The sequence below is a fragment of the Aliivibrio sp. 1S175 genome (assembly GCF_001690985.1).
Lineage (GTDB): Bacteria > Pseudomonadota > Gammaproteobacteria > Enterobacterales > Vibrionaceae > Aliivibrio.
Map to the genome: position 1 here is coordinate 161,698 of NZ_MAJS01000024.1, position 16,754 is coordinate 178,451.

The 16,754-nt window shown below is 38.3% G+C and carries 14 protein-coding genes; 6 read left to right on the top strand and 8 right to left on the bottom strand.

Annotation, left to right across the window (positions count from 1 at the left end):
• Positions 1 to 346: 346 nt before the first annotated feature.
• Positions 347 to 1,246, bottom strand: a complete 900-nt coding sequence (locus A6E06_RS10365; protein ID WP_045103437.1) for a LysR family transcriptional regulator — start codon at positions 1,244 to 1,246, stop codon at positions 347 to 349.
• A 219-nt stretch (positions 1,247 to 1,465) separates the two neighbouring features.
• Between A6E06_RS10365 and A6E06_RS10370 the strand changes: the two genes are divergently transcribed.
• Positions 1,466 to 2,215 (top strand): hypothetical protein, encoded by a 750-nt coding sequence (locus A6E06_RS10370; protein ID WP_065592319.1) that lies wholly within the window; start codon positions 1,466 to 1,468, stop codon positions 2,213 to 2,215.
• A gap of 688 nt (positions 2,216 to 2,903) precedes the next feature.
• Here the strand turns inward: A6E06_RS10370 and A6E06_RS10375 are convergent.
• The 4 genes from A6E06_RS10375 to A6E06_RS10390 all read right to left on the bottom strand — a co-directional run bounded on the left by A6E06_RS10375 (position 2,904) and on the right by A6E06_RS10390 (position 6,523).
• Positions 2,904 to 4,187, bottom strand: a complete 1,284-nt coding sequence (locus A6E06_RS10375; protein ID WP_065592318.1) for a serine hydrolase — start codon at positions 4,185 to 4,187, stop codon at positions 2,904 to 2,906.
• Between the two features lie 134 nt (positions 4,188 to 4,321).
• On the bottom strand, positions 4,322 to 5,302 hold the full coding sequence (locus A6E06_RS10380) for a LysR family transcriptional regulator (RefSeq protein ID WP_083190312.1): 981 nt from the start codon (positions 5,300 to 5,302) through the stop codon (positions 4,322 to 4,324).
• Positions 5,303 to 5,323: 21 nt separating this feature from the next.
• On the bottom strand, positions 5,324 to 5,806 hold the full coding sequence (locus A6E06_RS10385; RefSeq protein WP_065592317.1) for a GNAT family N-acetyltransferase: 483 nt from the start codon (positions 5,804 to 5,806) through the stop codon (positions 5,324 to 5,326).
• A gap of 414 nt (positions 5,807 to 6,220) precedes the next feature.
• Positions 6,221 to 6,523 carry a DUF3861 domain-containing protein gene (locus A6E06_RS10390; RefSeq protein ID WP_065592316.1) on the bottom strand — a complete coding sequence of 101 codons (303 nt, stop codon included), beginning with the start codon at positions 6,521 to 6,523 and terminating at the stop codon, positions 6,221 to 6,223.
• A gap of 147 nt (positions 6,524 to 6,670) precedes the next feature.
• Here A6E06_RS10390 and A6E06_RS10395 point away from each other — a divergent pair, with 147 nt between their 5' ends.
• Entirely contained in the window at positions 6,671 to 7,096 is a 426-nt protein-coding gene (locus tag A6E06_RS10395) for a MarR family winged helix-turn-helix transcriptional regulator (protein WP_065592315.1), read from the top strand.
• Positions 7,097 to 7,187: 91 nt separating this feature from the next.
• Positions 7,188 to 8,354, top strand: a complete 1,167-nt coding sequence (locus tag A6E06_RS10400; RefSeq protein ID WP_065592314.1) for a carboxylesterase — start codon at positions 7,188 to 7,190, stop codon at positions 8,352 to 8,354.
• Positions 8,355 to 8,483: 129 nt separating this feature from the next.
• Here A6E06_RS10400 and A6E06_RS10405 read toward each other — a convergent pair whose 3' ends face one another.
• Positions 8,484 to 10,001, bottom strand: a complete 1,518-nt coding sequence (locus tag A6E06_RS10405) for a peptide MFS transporter (RefSeq protein WP_065592313.1) — start codon at positions 9,999 to 10,001, stop codon at positions 8,484 to 8,486.
• A gap of 428 nt (positions 10,002 to 10,429) precedes the next feature.
• Here A6E06_RS10405 and mepA point away from each other — a divergent pair, with 428 nt between their 5' ends.
• Positions 10,430 to 11,167, top strand: a complete 738-nt coding sequence (gene mepA, locus A6E06_RS10410; protein WP_255312074.1) for a penicillin-insensitive murein endopeptidase — start codon at positions 10,430 to 10,432, stop codon at positions 11,165 to 11,167.
• Between the two features lie 51 nt (positions 11,168 to 11,218).
• Here the strand turns inward: mepA and A6E06_RS10415 are convergent, their stop codons facing one another.
• Positions 11,219 to 11,404 carry a hypothetical protein gene (locus A6E06_RS10415; RefSeq protein WP_065592311.1) on the bottom strand — a complete coding sequence of 62 codons (186 nt, stop codon included), beginning with the start codon at positions 11,402 to 11,404 and terminating at the stop codon, positions 11,219 to 11,221.
• Between the two features lie 305 nt (positions 11,405 to 11,709).
• Here A6E06_RS10415 and A6E06_RS10420 point away from each other — a divergent pair, with 305 nt between their 5' ends.
• Positions 11,710 to 12,615, top strand: coding sequence for a LysR family transcriptional regulator (locus A6E06_RS10420; RefSeq protein ID WP_065592310.1), 906 nt, complete (start codon positions 11,710 to 11,712; stop codon positions 12,613 to 12,615).
• 168 nt (positions 12,616 to 12,783) lie between these two features.
• A complete protein-coding gene (locus tag A6E06_RS10425; RefSeq protein ID WP_065592309.1) occupies positions 12,784 to 15,621 on the top strand; it encodes a M66 family metalloprotease in 2,838 nt (945 codons plus the stop codon).
• A gap of 861 nt (positions 15,622 to 16,482) precedes the next feature.
• On the opposite strand, the gene A6E06_RS10435 is transcribed toward A6E06_RS10425, so the two are convergent.
• A complete protein-coding gene (locus A6E06_RS10435) occupies positions 16,483 to 16,734 on the bottom strand; it encodes a hypothetical protein (protein ID WP_065592307.1) in 252 nt (83 codons plus the stop codon).
• Between the last annotated feature and the right edge of the window lie 20 nt (positions 16,735 to 16,754).

Here is a 16,754-nt window from a genome sequence, read left to right on the forward strand (position 1 = left end):
ACTAAGTATATTTAAGAGAGCAAGATATAAATTGTTAATTGATCGTTATTCCTCATCACCATTGATCGTATGGAAATTGTGTTTACCCACGTCATAGGTCTCTTTTAGGTACTGTTGTAACAGTAAGAAACTTTGATCTCTAAACCAACGATAAGCAGGATCATTCTGATATTTACTTTGGCACAGTAAATATCAGAATGAACTGGCAGCTCAAACGGTAACCGTTTAATGGTTTAATGGTAATTGGCAGTTTATCGATAAATTGACCAGCGATATGCAGTGGTGCAGTCACAAGCGCATCTGTCTGGCAGATAAGTCCTCCCGATAAAATGTAAATTTACACACCTCAGTTCGCTGATTTATTTATGTAATAATCAGCTACTTTGATGATCGATTTTTTTACCTGTGCAATCTGTTTTGAATGTGGGCACCAAAGGGATATGGGAACCATTATGTCTTGTTTGATCTCGTCACATTTTATCTCTACCAAATTTTCAGTCACATATTCAGACTCGATTATCGACTTTGGCAAAAGAGCCCAGCCAAAATTATCTTGAACAAGCTTAATAATGACCGCTAATTGATCAACATATTCATGTTTTGAAGAAACAACAACCTTCTCCGTCATTTTATCGTCGACCATAGATTTGAGTACAAACTGGCGTAAAGATTTCATCGTTGAGAGCGCTTCGCTTGAGGGCTTAGTCGATAATTCACTTCCTGCATGAGCAAATGGCACAAAAGGCATATTCCCCAAAAAAGTAAAATCAATACTATTAATCACTTTGCTTTCGTATATATTCACAATCCCAAAATGAATACTTCCATCTTCAATCCCTGCTTTTATTTCTGGTTTCGTTCTGACCAAAAAATTAACGCGCATGGATGGGAAGTCTTCATAAAGCTGTCGACGAATTTTAGAAACAACGTGATGAGGTAAAAAGCTCGCATAAGCTATCGTCACCGACTCTAACCCGCCAAATGAAAGACTTAATGCAAATCTATCAAGAGTTTTAGCCTGCTCTAGTATTTGCTTTGCGTAATGATAAAGAAGTACTGCATCTTCCGTGGGTTCAACACTGCGGCTCAATCTATTGAATAAAGTGATCGCTAACTGGTCTTCTAAACTCGTGATAACTTGTGCAACCGTTGTTCGGTGCTTAGTTAATTTTATCGCCGCTTTACTAAAAGCCTGCTGTTCATATACCGCAACGAAAGTATTTAATTGTTCAAGACTAAAGTTCATATCATGCCCTGCGAGTCCTTATCTTCGATAATAAATCTTACCACCAGAGTCCACATTAAACATACGAATTAATATTTTTTACCACGAAAAACCGAAATACCCCTTTCCCACCGATGTTTGGATGACAGCGATGGTTCGAGCCCATCGCTAGAGAGTTAATAAGTCTAAAAACCTTATGTAAAGTTGCGTTATTGCACTTAAATAACTCAGGAACGTCCAATGACCACACTAAAAATGACCACTTTGTCTACGGCTTTACTTGCTACCATTTCTATTTCTGCATTTGCTGATGATACTCAAAAAGTCGACCCATCCGATATGACTCGTGCCAGTACTAATATGTATGTGGCAACCAACAACATAGGTGATCTAAAACTATCGGGAGCTCTATCATATACTTATGACAACGGACAGATGTCTATGGTCACATTGGAAGGTTCGATGGATAATGAGGGGAAATATAAAGACAGCCGAGCTCAATATTTCCATGTATTCAATATAAATAATGCCGTTACACCTCGTGTAGCCGCGTCATTAGACATCATTGATAATGCAAGCTTTACTACTGCAGCTGTAGGTGGTGTCGCTATTTTTAGAACTCCAATCGACTCTCTGACCTTTTTTGGCCGTGCAGCAGTGATGGGCGGTGAATATTCAGACAGCACAACAAGTGCCTTCGGTGTTACAGACAATAGTATCGTAGGTGGTATGGCCGCTGCTTATGCAGTTTGGAAGCCGGGCGCAGATGGTACTTATTTTGCAGCCTACCCTGAATTTACGTACATGGATGGTGATATTGAAACGAGTACCGTTAAAACCACTCTACTCGCAGCGACTCCTTTTTCGGCAGACAAAACACGTTGGGGGCAAGTCAAGGTTGAAAATACTTATGGAAGCATGGAGTCAACCAATCAAAAATTAGACATTGACGACACGGTTGTTTGGTTCCAATACAAAGTATTCTTTTAAAACGACCCGGATCCATAATACGTTCAAAGGTGAATCGAGAAATTCGCCTTTTTTTGTTTCTAGTTTTTTCCTTACTTCCTCTCAATTTTTTTTGTTAAAATAGCCATCATTTACTATTCAGCTCGACCTTACCTTGAATTCACTATCTACTTCTACTTCTACTAAATTACGCCTACATCCCATATTTTTTCAACACTCAAAACCTTATTCTAGCGGCCCATTTCAATGTCATTATTAATTGATACTTAACTATTTACGCTTGCTAGTACATGTCTTACCCTCTACTCATCAGTAGTGCGCGTAGTGTTGGGCGCGATATAGGCTCAAGAGTGACTTAGTTTGAATCAAGCTATATTGATCTCAAATGTATCGTCTGGATACAATGAGTAATAGAAAGGAGCTAAAACAAGTAATGATAGTTATCGCGTGAACATCTTTATGCCATTACGTAGATATATAACTACATGTCTATAATTCATAGAAGCGTTACCAAGAGCTGCAATGAATAGCGATGTTGAGATGAACCAAAGATATCGTGATATTTAATCGAGCACACAGGCAATCAATAACGAAACTAAATAAACAAAAAAACGCCAGTCAGGCGACTGGCGTACAAAAAGATAAAACTCTATTCAATGACCAAACCTATCAATGATTGATCACATTAGGTGGCAACCACCAAGCATTATTAGCGGCTAAAATATTTCGCAATCTCACGAGCATAAGTTTCTTCTTGGTTTTTGCCGTTACTGGTTGAAAAGAAAGATATAACTAAGTCTTTTTCTGGTGAAATATACACACCTTGACCACCAACACCTGCCTTATATAAGTCGCCATCCTCAAAGATTGCATCAAATTGATAACCATTCTTGATGTTTGTGTCGTTGTAGAAAGAGTTTTCCATCATCTTACCAACATAACCACCACCATAAGCTTCTGGGTTACCTGAGTCTTGAATTAACGTAATGACTTCTTTGCTAACTCCACCATTACCCAACTTTGCGGCTGACGGAGTAAGTAACATACCGAATTTAGTCATATCTTCAATTGTGGTGTTCATTGAGAAAAACATTAAAGGATATCCCCCTTTTGGAGAAACGACAGTGTAAGCGTCATTATTTGCCCCCATTTTCTGCCACATATCACGACTGACAATCTCATTCATGGGTAAGTTACGAACATTCTCAATAAGTCGAGCCAGAACAAACGTATTAATTGAATTGTATTCGAATGTTTTTCCGCCCGGCGCTCTTCGTTTCATTTCAGCAAGTACTTCAAGTGGGCTTTGGTTGCCTTCACCTTCAAACACGCCAATGGAAACCGCCCATTTAAACCAAGGTTGTTCTGGGTTTATACGTGAGTCCGCCTCTGGCTCATCGTGCTCTGTTGCGTTCAAACCCGTGGCCATGTTTGCAGTATCAGAAACTGATACCGTATCCCAGTCAGAACCTTTCAACTCAGGGATATATTTAGAAACTGGATCACTAGGGTTAACTTTGCCCTCATTGACTAATTTAGCCAGCTCTATACCTGCTGTAATTTTCGAGTTTGAAAACCAATTATGCTTGTCTGTTTTTCGCATCGTGTTGTAACGTTCAAAGACAACCTCTCCACTCTTAACAACAAGAAAAGCATCGACAGGGTAAGAATCTAGGTGTTCATTTAATGTTTTGCTTTCACCGTGTACAGTCGCTGATATTTCACCAATTTTTTTGTCAATTTGATATGGGAATTGATAGACAGGTCCATCACGTTCAATTTGAGCCGTAGGATAGAAACGGCTTAGGTTCTGCCAAGCAAACTTAGATTGTTCAATAGGAAATTGAAGTTTAACGCGGTTGCCTTTTTCCAAGAAAAAGTCATGAGTGTTGTAAACATCTACGTTTGTGGATGATTCATTAACGCTCTCATTAGCAAACGCTGAGCCTGCAAATAGAGCCGTTACAATGGATATAGCGATTAAGCTTTTCATATTGGTTTCCTATTGGTAATAAGTACTGTAGTGAGAACGGCATGCAAAAGCTGCGAGCCAGTTGCCTCTGTTAATACAGACACGTTACAAGGAAAACGGAATAACGCCTCATCGCCTCCGATGGATTGCTTCCATCAAACATTGAAGTTAGGAACATGAACTGCGTTCCTATTTAGACTTCCATTTCGAGCGGCACTAAAAAACCGTCCAGTTTCATAGGTCTCTTTTAGGTGCTGTTGTAGCAGTAAGAAACTTTGATCTCTAAACCAACGGTGAGCAGGATCATTCTGGAATTTACTGTGCCAAAGTAAATAATAACTATGAACGGGCAGTTCAAACGGTAACGGTTTAATGGTAATTGGCAGTTTATCGATAAATTGACCAGCAATATGCAATGGTGCAGTCACAAGCGCATCGGTCTGGCATATAAGCTCTATGGCTGAAGTAAATGAAGGGGTCTTTGCGAGTACTTTTCTTTTTTTCTTATGTTGCTGAAATAGCTCTCCTACATACTGCTTCATTTCTCGTAACCCATGAACCAATACGTGCTTTGATTCCAAGTAAACGTCTTGGCTCACCGCTTGATTAGCTAAGGGATGTGAATCAGCCATTATGATAACGTACTCATCATCAATCAATTTTTTCCCATAAATATTCTCAGGGAAATAATCCAATGTTGAGGCCACAAGCTCAATCTTATTCTCAGACAGCGCTTGAATGTGTTGCTCTTGCCAAAGCTGACTATATAACGAGGCATTAGGTCCTTGAGCCACTATTTCTTTGCAAATAACGGGAACAATGGCTTCCGAAAGAAAGGCGGTGTAAGCCAGTGTAAACTCTCGGCTGCATTCTTTAGGAGAGAATATCTCTACGTCATATAAGTCATCAAGAGTCGCCAATATTGATGGCAGTTTTTTCAGTAATGCTTCACCTTTTGCACTGACCACAAACTGGTTCCCCTCTCGGATCAAAATAGGATCATTAAAGGCGGTTCTAATTTGAGTTAAGGTTCTACTCATTGCTGATTGCGTTACGTTTAGGCGTTTCGCTGATCCTGTCAAACTTCGTGTTTGTAGCAAGGTGTATAACGGGCGTAGCAGTTTGTAGTTATTCATGCCTCATCCTTGAGTTCTTATTTACAGCTGTTTTAGCATCCAAACATCACATGCCCCATGAAGTGTTTCTTCAAGTGGTTGTGGTAGATGTTCAAAGCCTAGTTTTTCGTACAATCGCACTGCCGCAACCATATTAGAAAGCGTATCAAGATAACATTGAGTAAAGCCCTGCTCTTTCCCAAACGCTAAACACGCAATAGCAAGTTGCTTTCCAAGGCCTAACCCTCTGCTTTCTTCAAGCAAAAACAGTTTTTTTAATTCACAGGTATTTGTGTCATTACCAAAGGGAGCAAGACCGCAACCTCCTACGACTTTTCCATCCAGTAACGCGACCAAATAATGACTGCGATTTTCTTTGGTGTAATAGGCACTCATCTTATCAACTTCGGCATCTGATGGACCAAAACCTTCACCTACTGCACCATATTCAGCTCCTACACGCTTGATAACACAGCTTAACTCTTCATCATGATCTGCTGACACTTCGACTATATTAAGGCTCATAATTTCTCTCTTAGGGTTCATCACATTCATCTTTGATTACTCATTTTGTCTTTGATGAATTAACTATAAGGTGACACAGTTATAATTAAAAATCACATAAACCAATACTTAGCATGACTTAAAATCAACTCTATAAACTATCTCTTACTACCATATACTTTGTCAAAGTTCGGTGTAATTTTAATAATGCTGTGCGGGTAATATTAAAGACGAAATTTACTCGTGTTTTTAGAACAACTCTCTTTCAGTATGAGGTGAGTATTCTAAGAGATAAAAATGGATTTAAATCGGTTTAATTGAAGGAAGTTATGAAGAGAGTATACAGCTCATCTAGGCTTTACTCAGTCACAGAAAAGCCGAGTGTATTCCTTACTCGGCTTTAGGTTTTCAATATACTCTTAAAACATTACTCTCTTATTTGCCTTTCACTTTACTCTTCAAGTTCTGCATAAAAGTTTTAAAGTGCGGCATAAAATCAGCAAACAATTCATGTTTACGATTTTGCATCATCACTGGGCCTAATAAACGTAATGCTACGCCCACTTTTGTAGCTACCTCTGGCTCTAAGCCACTCTTTTGCTTTAGATTACCAACAATATTAAATACATCTTCACGATCTTGAAATTCAAACACCAATGTTTGAGCAGTTTCTTGCTCTGGTGTTATCTCTTCAATGGTCACTCGATAACACTTATCTTTTCTAATTTTAGGGATCATAATTCTGCCTTCTAATAATCTTAATTGTGTCGTAAATAATAACAAACCGATTTGAACTTCTTCTTGAAAGATCGCTCAATTAAGTTGATAATATCAACTATATATTTTTAGTTGATAATGTCAACCACTTTCAATGGCGAGATTTTAATGTCACAAAGAAAATCGTTAGATAGTTTGTTCACCTTAGTACATACGTTAAAACGTAATTTGCATGATCAAATTGAAGAATTACATCTTGGGATCACCCCTATGCATGTGCGAGTTATCAAGATCATTAACCACAAACCGCACTGCACAGCCGTTGATATTGCTAACTATTTAAACCGAGATAAGGCTCAAGTCACACGCCTTTTAAGCAGTTTACTCACACAAGAGCTCATCATAAAAGAGCCAAACCCTGAAGATAAACGCAGCCAATGCCTTCGTATCACTGAAAGCGGAAAAGAGATAATGAAAAAGATCTCAGTCATTGATAAAACAATGTTTGAAAAAATGTCGATGGATCTTTCAGAAGCAGAAATTGCAGAATTTAAGCGTGTTGCAGAGAAAATGGCGAGCAACCTTAATAGCTAATCGCCTCAAATAAATCGAAACTAATAAAGACATTAAATTATCGAGCGCAGAATATGCTTAATCGTCACTTTTTATCATTTAAGGAATCGTCGTGCGTAAATTTATTATGTATTTAACTGCGATCTGCTTGCCACTGCTTATTCTCGGGTGCTCTGCTTTCTCTAATAATCCTAAACCTTTGCATTTATCTGAGCAGTATTACAATTATCTGCAGCCTTCATTTGATCAGTACTTAGTGGAAACCAAAGCTTGGCTCTCTGAGCATCGTGCTTTTATCTCTGATGATCATGAAAAAGAGTTAACAATGAACATGCCCTTTGAGCGTGGCGATAAAAACTCGAAAAAAGCAATCCTACTGGTACATGGATTAGGCGATTCTCCATACAGCTTTAGTGATCTTGCTACGACATTCTCAGAGCAAGGATTTTATGTGCAAGTCCTTTTACTTCCGGGGCATGGAAGTAAACCAGAAGATATGCATTTAACTACCTATCAAGATTGGCAAAACATTGTTGACCACTACGCTAATCTTCTAAAAAAAGACTATCAAGAAGTGTGGCTAAGTGGGTTTTCAACTGGCGCTAATTTAACAGCGATTCATACATTAAATAATGAAGGCATTGATGGCCTTGTTTTTGTTTCACCCGGTTTTGAATCACTAAATCCTACATTAGAAAAACTAAGTTCAGTCGTTTCTGTATTTTGGGATGGTATATCAAAAAAAGAAAATAACTTTGCACGATACAGCTCAATATCCATGCACGGTATGGCGCAATACTCCGACAGTGCCGTCGCATTTAGAAAAATAATCACGAATAAAAAAATTACAGTGCCTACTTTAATTGTGATTAGTGAAGCCGACAGCATTATAAATTCACAAGCGACCACGGAATTTTTCGCAGATAAATTTGTAAACCCTAACAACCACTTGATTTGGTACGGCGATAAACAAAATTTGCTAATAAAGAAACGAACTCAAGCCTACCCTATGAAGTTAGATGCTTTACATATCAGTACGGCATCGCACATGAGCCCATTATTTTCGCCTAGCAATAATTATTATGGGAAAAAAGCAGAAAAACTAATCTGTACCAACAGTTTAGATGAAGAACAAACTCAGTCCTGTAAACAAGGAGAGAATGTGTGGTTCTCGGCATGGGGTTATCAAGAAGAAGGGAAGGCTTATGCTCGACTCACGTGGAACCCATATTTTGATAATTTAGAATATGAGATTAATAAGTTAGTTCGGGTAAATTAAGCTGTAATTACACAGAATAATTACCCAACCTTACCAAACAGAGCTTATCTAATTATCTATTAAACATAAAAAAGGGCGACACTCGCCCTTTATATTGTTGCTATTTTAAGCTGAATTATTAACTAAATTCTAACTCTGAACTTCTGGCTTCATTGTCGCCTCTGCTTTTTCTTCGGCTTCCAATTCTTCACCACGAGCGATTAATCGTTGAATCACCTTAGATAGCCCTAACGTCAATACAGCCATAAATGCAGCCACTTGCGCTAGCATATAAAAGTAACTGGTGTATACGGTCTCAACCACTTCTGGCGTGAAAACGATGTCTTTAGGTAACGCGATTTTGGTTGCAATTACAGCTGCTAAAATACCACTTAATGAAATTGCTACCGCACGTAAACCAATCGAGAATGCCGCAAGATAACGTGGCACCATTTCAAAAATAAACCCAGCACCTAGTGCTCCAACGATAAGCTCTGCACCTGATTGGAAAAAGTGAACAGATAAGATCCAGTTAGCCGAAATTTTACCATCAGGCCCCATTGAACCTGCTGATAATCCCAATAAAGCAAAGGCGATAGTACTTAGCATAAATGCCCCTGCAATTTTAGTTGGGATAGTTGGCGAGTAGCCTTTGCGATCTAACCATGCGTAAAGTTGGATCATTGGCCCACCAAGCACAAAACACCATAGCGGGTTGAACGCCATATTTGATTCAGGGTGAATTGGAATGAAGCCAAGTAAAGTATCATCCATTAAATTAATCGCATACATGTTCATTGAAGTGAACATTTGACCATAGAAGAAATAGAACACGATTAAGATACAAACGGTGATCAGCACAGCCACCATTTTATATTGGAATGCACGCGTCGCTTTTGTAATTTCATAAATGAAGTAACCAATAGCCCCAAAACCTAATGCATACAGAATGTATTTACCTGTATCAAGGTTTGAGAATATCCAAAATATTAAAGCAAGCATTGCTGCAGAGCCTGCAAAAAATAGAGTCCACGTTTTTAATGATAATGGCGCTTTATCTAAATCATTACCCACACTTGCCAACTCTTTACGATACTTATAAAACATCAGTAAGTTCAGTGCCATTAAGATAGCAGAGATGAAGAAAACACCTTGGTATGCCAGATAAGTGATTAAAAAAGGAAAAAGGTATTTAGCAGAAAAAGAACCAAGGTTATTAATTGAATAGTTAACCGTAAGACCTTGCTGGAAAGCTTCACGGTTCGTCTCAGAATATGAGTTACCAAATAGCACGGTTGGACACGTCGCAGATAAACCACGAGCAAAACCAATTAATGCGATAGATAAAATACTCATTGGAATGTTAAGTTGACTTGCTCCAATACCGAGTAATAAGAACCCCACTAAATACACCGCATAACCAATATAAACGGCACGGAACGCACCAATAAATTTATCCGCTAAAAAACCACCGACAGCAGAGAATACAGGGCCAACCGCACCAAAGGCACCCATCATCATAATGGTATCAGCTTCGCTGTAATTAAGATCATTGAGGAAGAATTTGGTTAAAAGAACAAAAGCACCATAGAAGGCGGCACCCCATAAAAATTGTCTAAAAATTAGAACCTTGGCTATCGTGGGAAATCGTGCATTATTGTCTTGCATACTACTACTCCAGAATCATAATGACATTATTAACACATACTTTTTGTAAGTGTATTTTGGTCTTTATATCATCTGGTCACTTCTCCATTTGATACGCAAGTCTCAAACCGCCGAGTTACGAAGTTCTCTTTTTCAGAATGCGACCTAAACCTAAATTAACTGATATTAGTGTTAATTATAGGTCTATATTTCTACTTAATCTAAAATGTCAGTCTTATCCGCTTTAATCAGTTATTTATTTAGTAATTTCTATTTCTGAGTATTCAAAGAATAATTAAGGAGGAAATTACCATGAGTGTGATCGCTTTATTTAGGTTAATATATTGTAAATTACAATGTAGTTTAGGGATAAACCAATGCGTTACTACCTCATTACTTTTTATGTTCTCTGTTATAGCTTTTCGGTAAATGCGACACCCTGGGAATCAATGCAATCTCCAACTAATCAAGCGATTGAATCTATTGGTAGTTATGCCAATGGTTGTCTTGAAGGAGCAAACGCTTTGCCTTTAACTGGAAAGGGTTATCAAGTGGTTCGCAGTGAACGTAAGCGTTATTTCGCTCATTCAGACACCATTCATTTTATTCAAGATCTCGCTATCTCTTCAGAAAAGGATCTCAATAAACAATTGTTAATTGCTGATATGTCTTTACCACAAGGAGGGCGATTTTCTCACGGCCACTCCAGCCATCAGACAGGACTTGATGTTGATATTTGGCTACGCTTATTAACTACACCACTAACCAAAAAAGAGCTGAAAAAGCCCTACTCGATTAGCCTAGTAGATAAACCAACGACAACCATTAAAGAGCAATACTGGCAACCAGAACACTTTGAATTAATTAAAATGGCAGCAAAAGATGAAAGAGTAGCTCGTATATTTGTTAACTCTGCAATCAAAGAAAAACTGTGTGAAGAAGAAAGTAAGAATACAGAATGGTTACGCAAGGTACGTCCTTGGTGGGGACACAGTGCTCATATGCATGTGCGCCTTAATTGTCCTAAAGAGAATAAAAACTGCATTAACCAAGCTGAGCCACCAGAAGGGGATGGTTGTGGACACGAAGCGCAAAGCTGGCGATTGAACCCAACACCACAGAAAAAAAGAGCATCTGCACCCGTTATGCCAAAGCAATGTTCTGAGATGCTAAATGCCCTTAATTAATCAGCAAAAACGAACAAGGTTATTGCTGATATAAATATCAAACCGTGTGCTTTATTCAATTGCTAACAGTTCAATAAAGTCTTGCTTTAAAGATTGTCTAAAGAAGTCAGGCATGGAATCCATAGTGAAGACAGCTGCGTCTTCAATAATGGTTGTAGAACCACTGAGTGTCCAGTAAGAGCTTCCTTTGCTTGTATTCACCTTAACTTTAAAATGCGTTGGAGTGGTTGTAACCATTTTTCTATCCCTTTAATAACATATCTGATCATGCTACCACTTTCATTTTATGAAACCAGATTTTTACCTTATGAATTATAAGGTTTTTTGTTTTTGTAATTGCTGTGTAAAAATAGCCACTAAAAATTGTTATCGCATTGTTCCTTGCTTGTATTATCTCTTATTCCATACAGAAAAATATCTATACGAACATTATACAGATAAAGACATGATGCCAAATTTCACCTTTTTAACTGCCTCTATTTTTAATTAGATATAGCAGATAATATACGTAGTTCTATTGTTAAAAAGGCAATAATAAAATTATGGACCAATTGCGAGCATTAAAATATTTTACAGCAACGGTAGAGGCAGGAAACTTTTCAGCAGCAGCTAAAAAATTTGATGTTCCCGCTTCTTCTATCTCACGTCGAATCGCAGATCTTGAAGCTTCCCTTGGGGCACAGCTGTTAAAACGAACGACGAGAACCGTCTCTTTAACAGAAGTAGGTCAACAATATTATACCCAAGTCACGGCACTTGTTCAGCAACTTGAACAATGCGATCAGGCCGTAAAAAACTATCAAACCACACCAACTGGAACCCTTAAAATCAGTGCCATGGTTGGTTTTGGTGAACGTATTCTTGCGCCTATTTTGGACGAATTTATCTTACTCTACCCAGATATTTTGTTGGATGTCGTACTAAGCGATGAACTCTCTAAATTAGACCGAGACGATGTGGATATTGCGATCCGTGGCGGTTATGCGCCTGATGAGCGCGTGGTTGCTATCTACCTTATGGATAATCGTTTTATTCCTGCCGCTTCTCCTTCCTATCTTAAAAAATATGGCCACCCGACAAGCACGAAAGAGCTGCCTAATCATAAAGGTCTTTATTTCAAAACGCCCAATGGCCCTACCCCTTGGTTAAGCGAGATAAATGGAGAATGGCAAGAAGTATCTGCGCCAAGCATTTTAACAACAAATAACGGTAAATGGCTGACAGATAAAGCCATAAAAGGGGCTGGAATTATAATGATGCCGAGGTGGGTACTAGAACCTCATTTACAACAAGGAGAATTGGTGGAATTAACCTTTAACGAGCCATTAAATATCACTCAAAATCAAACTCTTGCCGTCTATATGCTGTATCAGAAACTGGCGTATGCTACCCCTAAAGTTAAAGCTGCCGTTGATTTCATTGTTGCGAGGATTAAAGGAAATAAATAGTGACATTACTGCCTAACTTTGCTTTTTCTGTATTAAGTTCTGGAATAAACCTCTTATTTTCAACCTATTTAAATATCTTATTCTCACTTTTGAGCTATAAGCCTCACGAATAATACAGCGCAATTAAAAAGCGTTAGTTATTTAAATAATAATAAAAATTGAGGTTCTATGAAAAAGACAGTCTTAGGTATGTTTATTGCCGCTACATTAGCGACTAACGTTTATGCAGCAAACCATCCGCTCAATGACGCTAATGTTCAAATTACAAATAAAATGGCTGAATTAGCGGTACTTGCTAGTGATCCTGCAAACATCACGCAAGAAGGTGAACAAAAATACCTTGAATACAAAGGGAAAAAATTAAGAATTAACTTTGATGGCAATGTGAAGTTTGGCCTGATGGACTTCGACTCAGAGTTTGAAACCGTATTCGATTTTCTTCCAACTAGCTGGGAAAAATATTGGTACGACGGTGGATTTGATATCTATCCTGAAACCTTTGATATCGCTGAGAAATGTACACTTGGTCTTTATGCAGCAGCAAGAGGGTCTAAAGACAACGAAGGCAATTACATTTGGGAAAACACGATGTCGACCAACATCGATACCTCAGAGTGTACTCCTGTTATTGAAAAACCAGCGATATTCTTCAACACTAATCAATTAGAAAATTCATTAGTTGGCGATCTTTCTGGTGGCGTATTATTTGCTCAAGCCCACATTATTTCAGCAAAAGCGACTGAACAAGAAAAACGCATGCACCTAGTTGGTCAACGTGCGACAAAAGTCATGTTTAAACCAACAGAAACCTTTGCTTCATACGCATCAGTTGCTCTAACAGCAATGGATCGTAATGGTAAAATATTAGGTACGTTAGAAATGAAACGTCCTGATTTGTTGGCTCAAAATGTGATGGCTATGCCTGAAATCACTAATCCGAATATTGATTTTAGCTACGATGAAGCTGCTGCATTCAACGTTCGTGAAGTATCAAGCCAAGCAATTTCTGCCGCGCTAGCTGAACACAACGTAGTAAAACTGAACACATGGAACGGTCATTGGATCCGAGACATTGTACTTGAGCAAAATAATCCAGAACTCGATGGTAAAATATTCGTATTTACCTCAAGTGCAGGTTACAACTCAAACGTAAATTACTACCCAGAGCGCTCTAAAACGATTGTTAGCGGCACAACCACTGTGTTTAAAAACGTTAATGGTGCATGGGTGCTAGAAGATGATTTAATTTTCAATAAGATCGGTTATGCGGATGGTTTTTGGTCTGCTGAACTACCAAAAGAATGGCTTAATGCTGGTCTGAAATTATCATTTGAAAACCAAGGTAAAAAAGGCACATTAGCGCAAATTAAAGTAGGTGCTCCAACTGAGTTACTGCTTCATACCATTGACGTTGGCATGCTTGTTGAGCCTCGTGATGCTTTCCACTTCCAAACCGACAAAGCAGCACAGCGCGAATACTTTGAAACAGCCCCTGTAAGTAAAATGGTGGTGAGTGAATATGAACCAGTGCACTTTGCTGAAGTAATGCTACCAGATGGCACTTTATTAACTGATCTTGACCCAAGTAAGGGTGGCTGGCATTCAGGCACTATGCGTCAAAGTATTGGTAAAGAGTTAATCTCTATCGGTATCAACAACGCCAACTACGGTATTAACTCAAGCGTAGGTGTTGGTGAAAGTGAAAACCCTTATGTAGCCGCTCAATTAACCGCTCATAACAGCCGTGGTAACTACAACAATGGCGTACAAACTCACGGCGGTTCTGGTGGTGCTGGTATGGTGACACTTGATAGCTCTATTGGTAATGAGTTTAGCCATGAAGTAGGGCATAACTACGGTTTAGGCCACTACCCTGGTGGGTTTGAAGGGTCTATCCATAAACCTGCCAACATGAGTAACTCGACATGGGGTTGGGACTCTTCACGCGATGTGTTTATTCCAAACTTCTCACCATCTAACAACGGTGCTCAAAGCTGTCTTGATGGTCAATGTGTTGAACCATTTAGCGGCATGTTTAGCTTTGGTTATGATTCAATGGCTGGCGGTAGCGCAATGTATGGGGCACAACGATTTACGCTGTATACGCCGTATTCAATGCACTTTATTCAGCAAAATTTAGAAAGCAAAATTGTATTTGATGAAACCTCATCAACGGGCTTTAAAAAGTGGGATGAAGCAACAGAGAGCATGGTTGAGTACACGCATTCAATCGATGATTTAGAAGCGACATCAGTCAACCCATGGGACGCTAATGCAAGCCATATCGCGACACTATTAACGGATTTCGATAAAATAGACCTTGCAACTTGGAATGGTCATTGGGCACGAGATATGTCAGTTCCTGCTGCATCATCTATAAATAAAGGCAAGATCTTTACCTTTAATTCAGATGCAGGTTACAACTCAAACTTAGAGATTAATGGCGCTACTATCCTAGTTAACAACGGCAGTCGCTTACTGTTTGTATCTGATGGTCAAACGTGGGTACAAAATGGCGAATATGAACAAAACAAAGTGATTCGTCCAACCTCATTTGGCGTTCCTGTAACAACATTAGTGGGTTACTACGATCCTAAAAACAAGCTGGATAGCTATATCTTCCCTGCTCTGCATGGTTCTTATGGTTATGTTTACCCTGACAATTCAGCAAGCTTAACAGTAAGTGAATGTGCGTTAGAAGTAAGCATGAAAAATGGCGATGTTCAAAAGTTTGCACTGAAGAATAACCGTCGTAACGCGGATAACATGAATAAGTTCCATGTAAACGTGGCACGTTCTGAAAATCCAGTATCAGCCTCTGTTATCTGTGATAACAACGTACTGAATTCAATAGCGATTAGCAGTCCAAAACTTGAGCCTGTATATACAGTACAAGGGGGCAATGAAGCGATGCGTGCAGTATCAATTCCAACACATAACACGCCAAGAGTTCTGGCTGAACGCTATGAGCCTAAAAACTGTGATAATGCTGATCACAATCATTAATTAATACGCTAAAGAAGTAAGTTATCACTTCTTATTAGACGCATACCAACAGGGTTAAGATATTTCTTTTTAAAAGAGTCTTAACCCTTTTTTATAAACAGTGTTAAATATCATTACCATTCATCTTTATATAATCCAATGAATCCACTACGGTATTACCGTTTATTAGCCATTATACCTATGCCATAGGAAATGATTATATGGGTAAGGTATTAGCATAGAAAACTTATATTATTAGTAATAGATTTTTTATAACATCCGTTGGATTATTATGCTTAAACTCTCAACATTTAATAAATTAATAGGCAAAAAATAACATTTAAATGTTACAAGCGTTAATATAAATAACGTTGATTTTTATAATAAATTTTACTTTTCAATATAAAACCTTCCATTTAAAATGCTTCTTTCATTTCTTATTTATAAACCAAATATTGATATAGCTCAAAAAGACACCAGTTGATTAGGCGTAAATTAAAAATGGACGTTACATTTTTGAGGGAATAAATATGACGATATCAAAAGTATTTCAAAGAGACCTTCTTGGTTTACTCTTAATTGTTTTAACTGCTTTAGTTGCGCTTTATGTTCTGCTAAATATATTTGCTTTATTTGCTTACGTAAACAACGAGGATAAAATTGCATCTACATTCTTAGACCAATCTTTTTATCTTATGGTATTTGTTATACCTCCTTATTTTCTAGATAGATACCTCAGTAGTCACCACGTAATAGAGTCGTAAAGGCATAAAAATTATCCCACAATGTATAGTTATACTCTTCAGTGGAAATAAAACACGCTATCCACACGATAAAAAAGCCCTACACTCTTCGTATAGGGCTTTACTGTAATCACTCAATTTAGTGCGTAGTACGGTTTGAACCATTACGTACTAAATCTTGTCCTGTTTGGAATACTTCTTCTGTTACCCAACGAGACAACAATAGTTGGTGCTTATCATCTAATACCGCAACAAAACGACGACCGTCTTTATTGTTGGTTGCCATTGCAATACCAGCAACATTCGTTAACCCAAAACCCCCATTTTCAGCAGCTACGATAAACGTTTCTAGATCTTCTAGGTTAGTGATCATCTCTAATTCTTGCGTCATACTTGTATTCTCTTACTGAA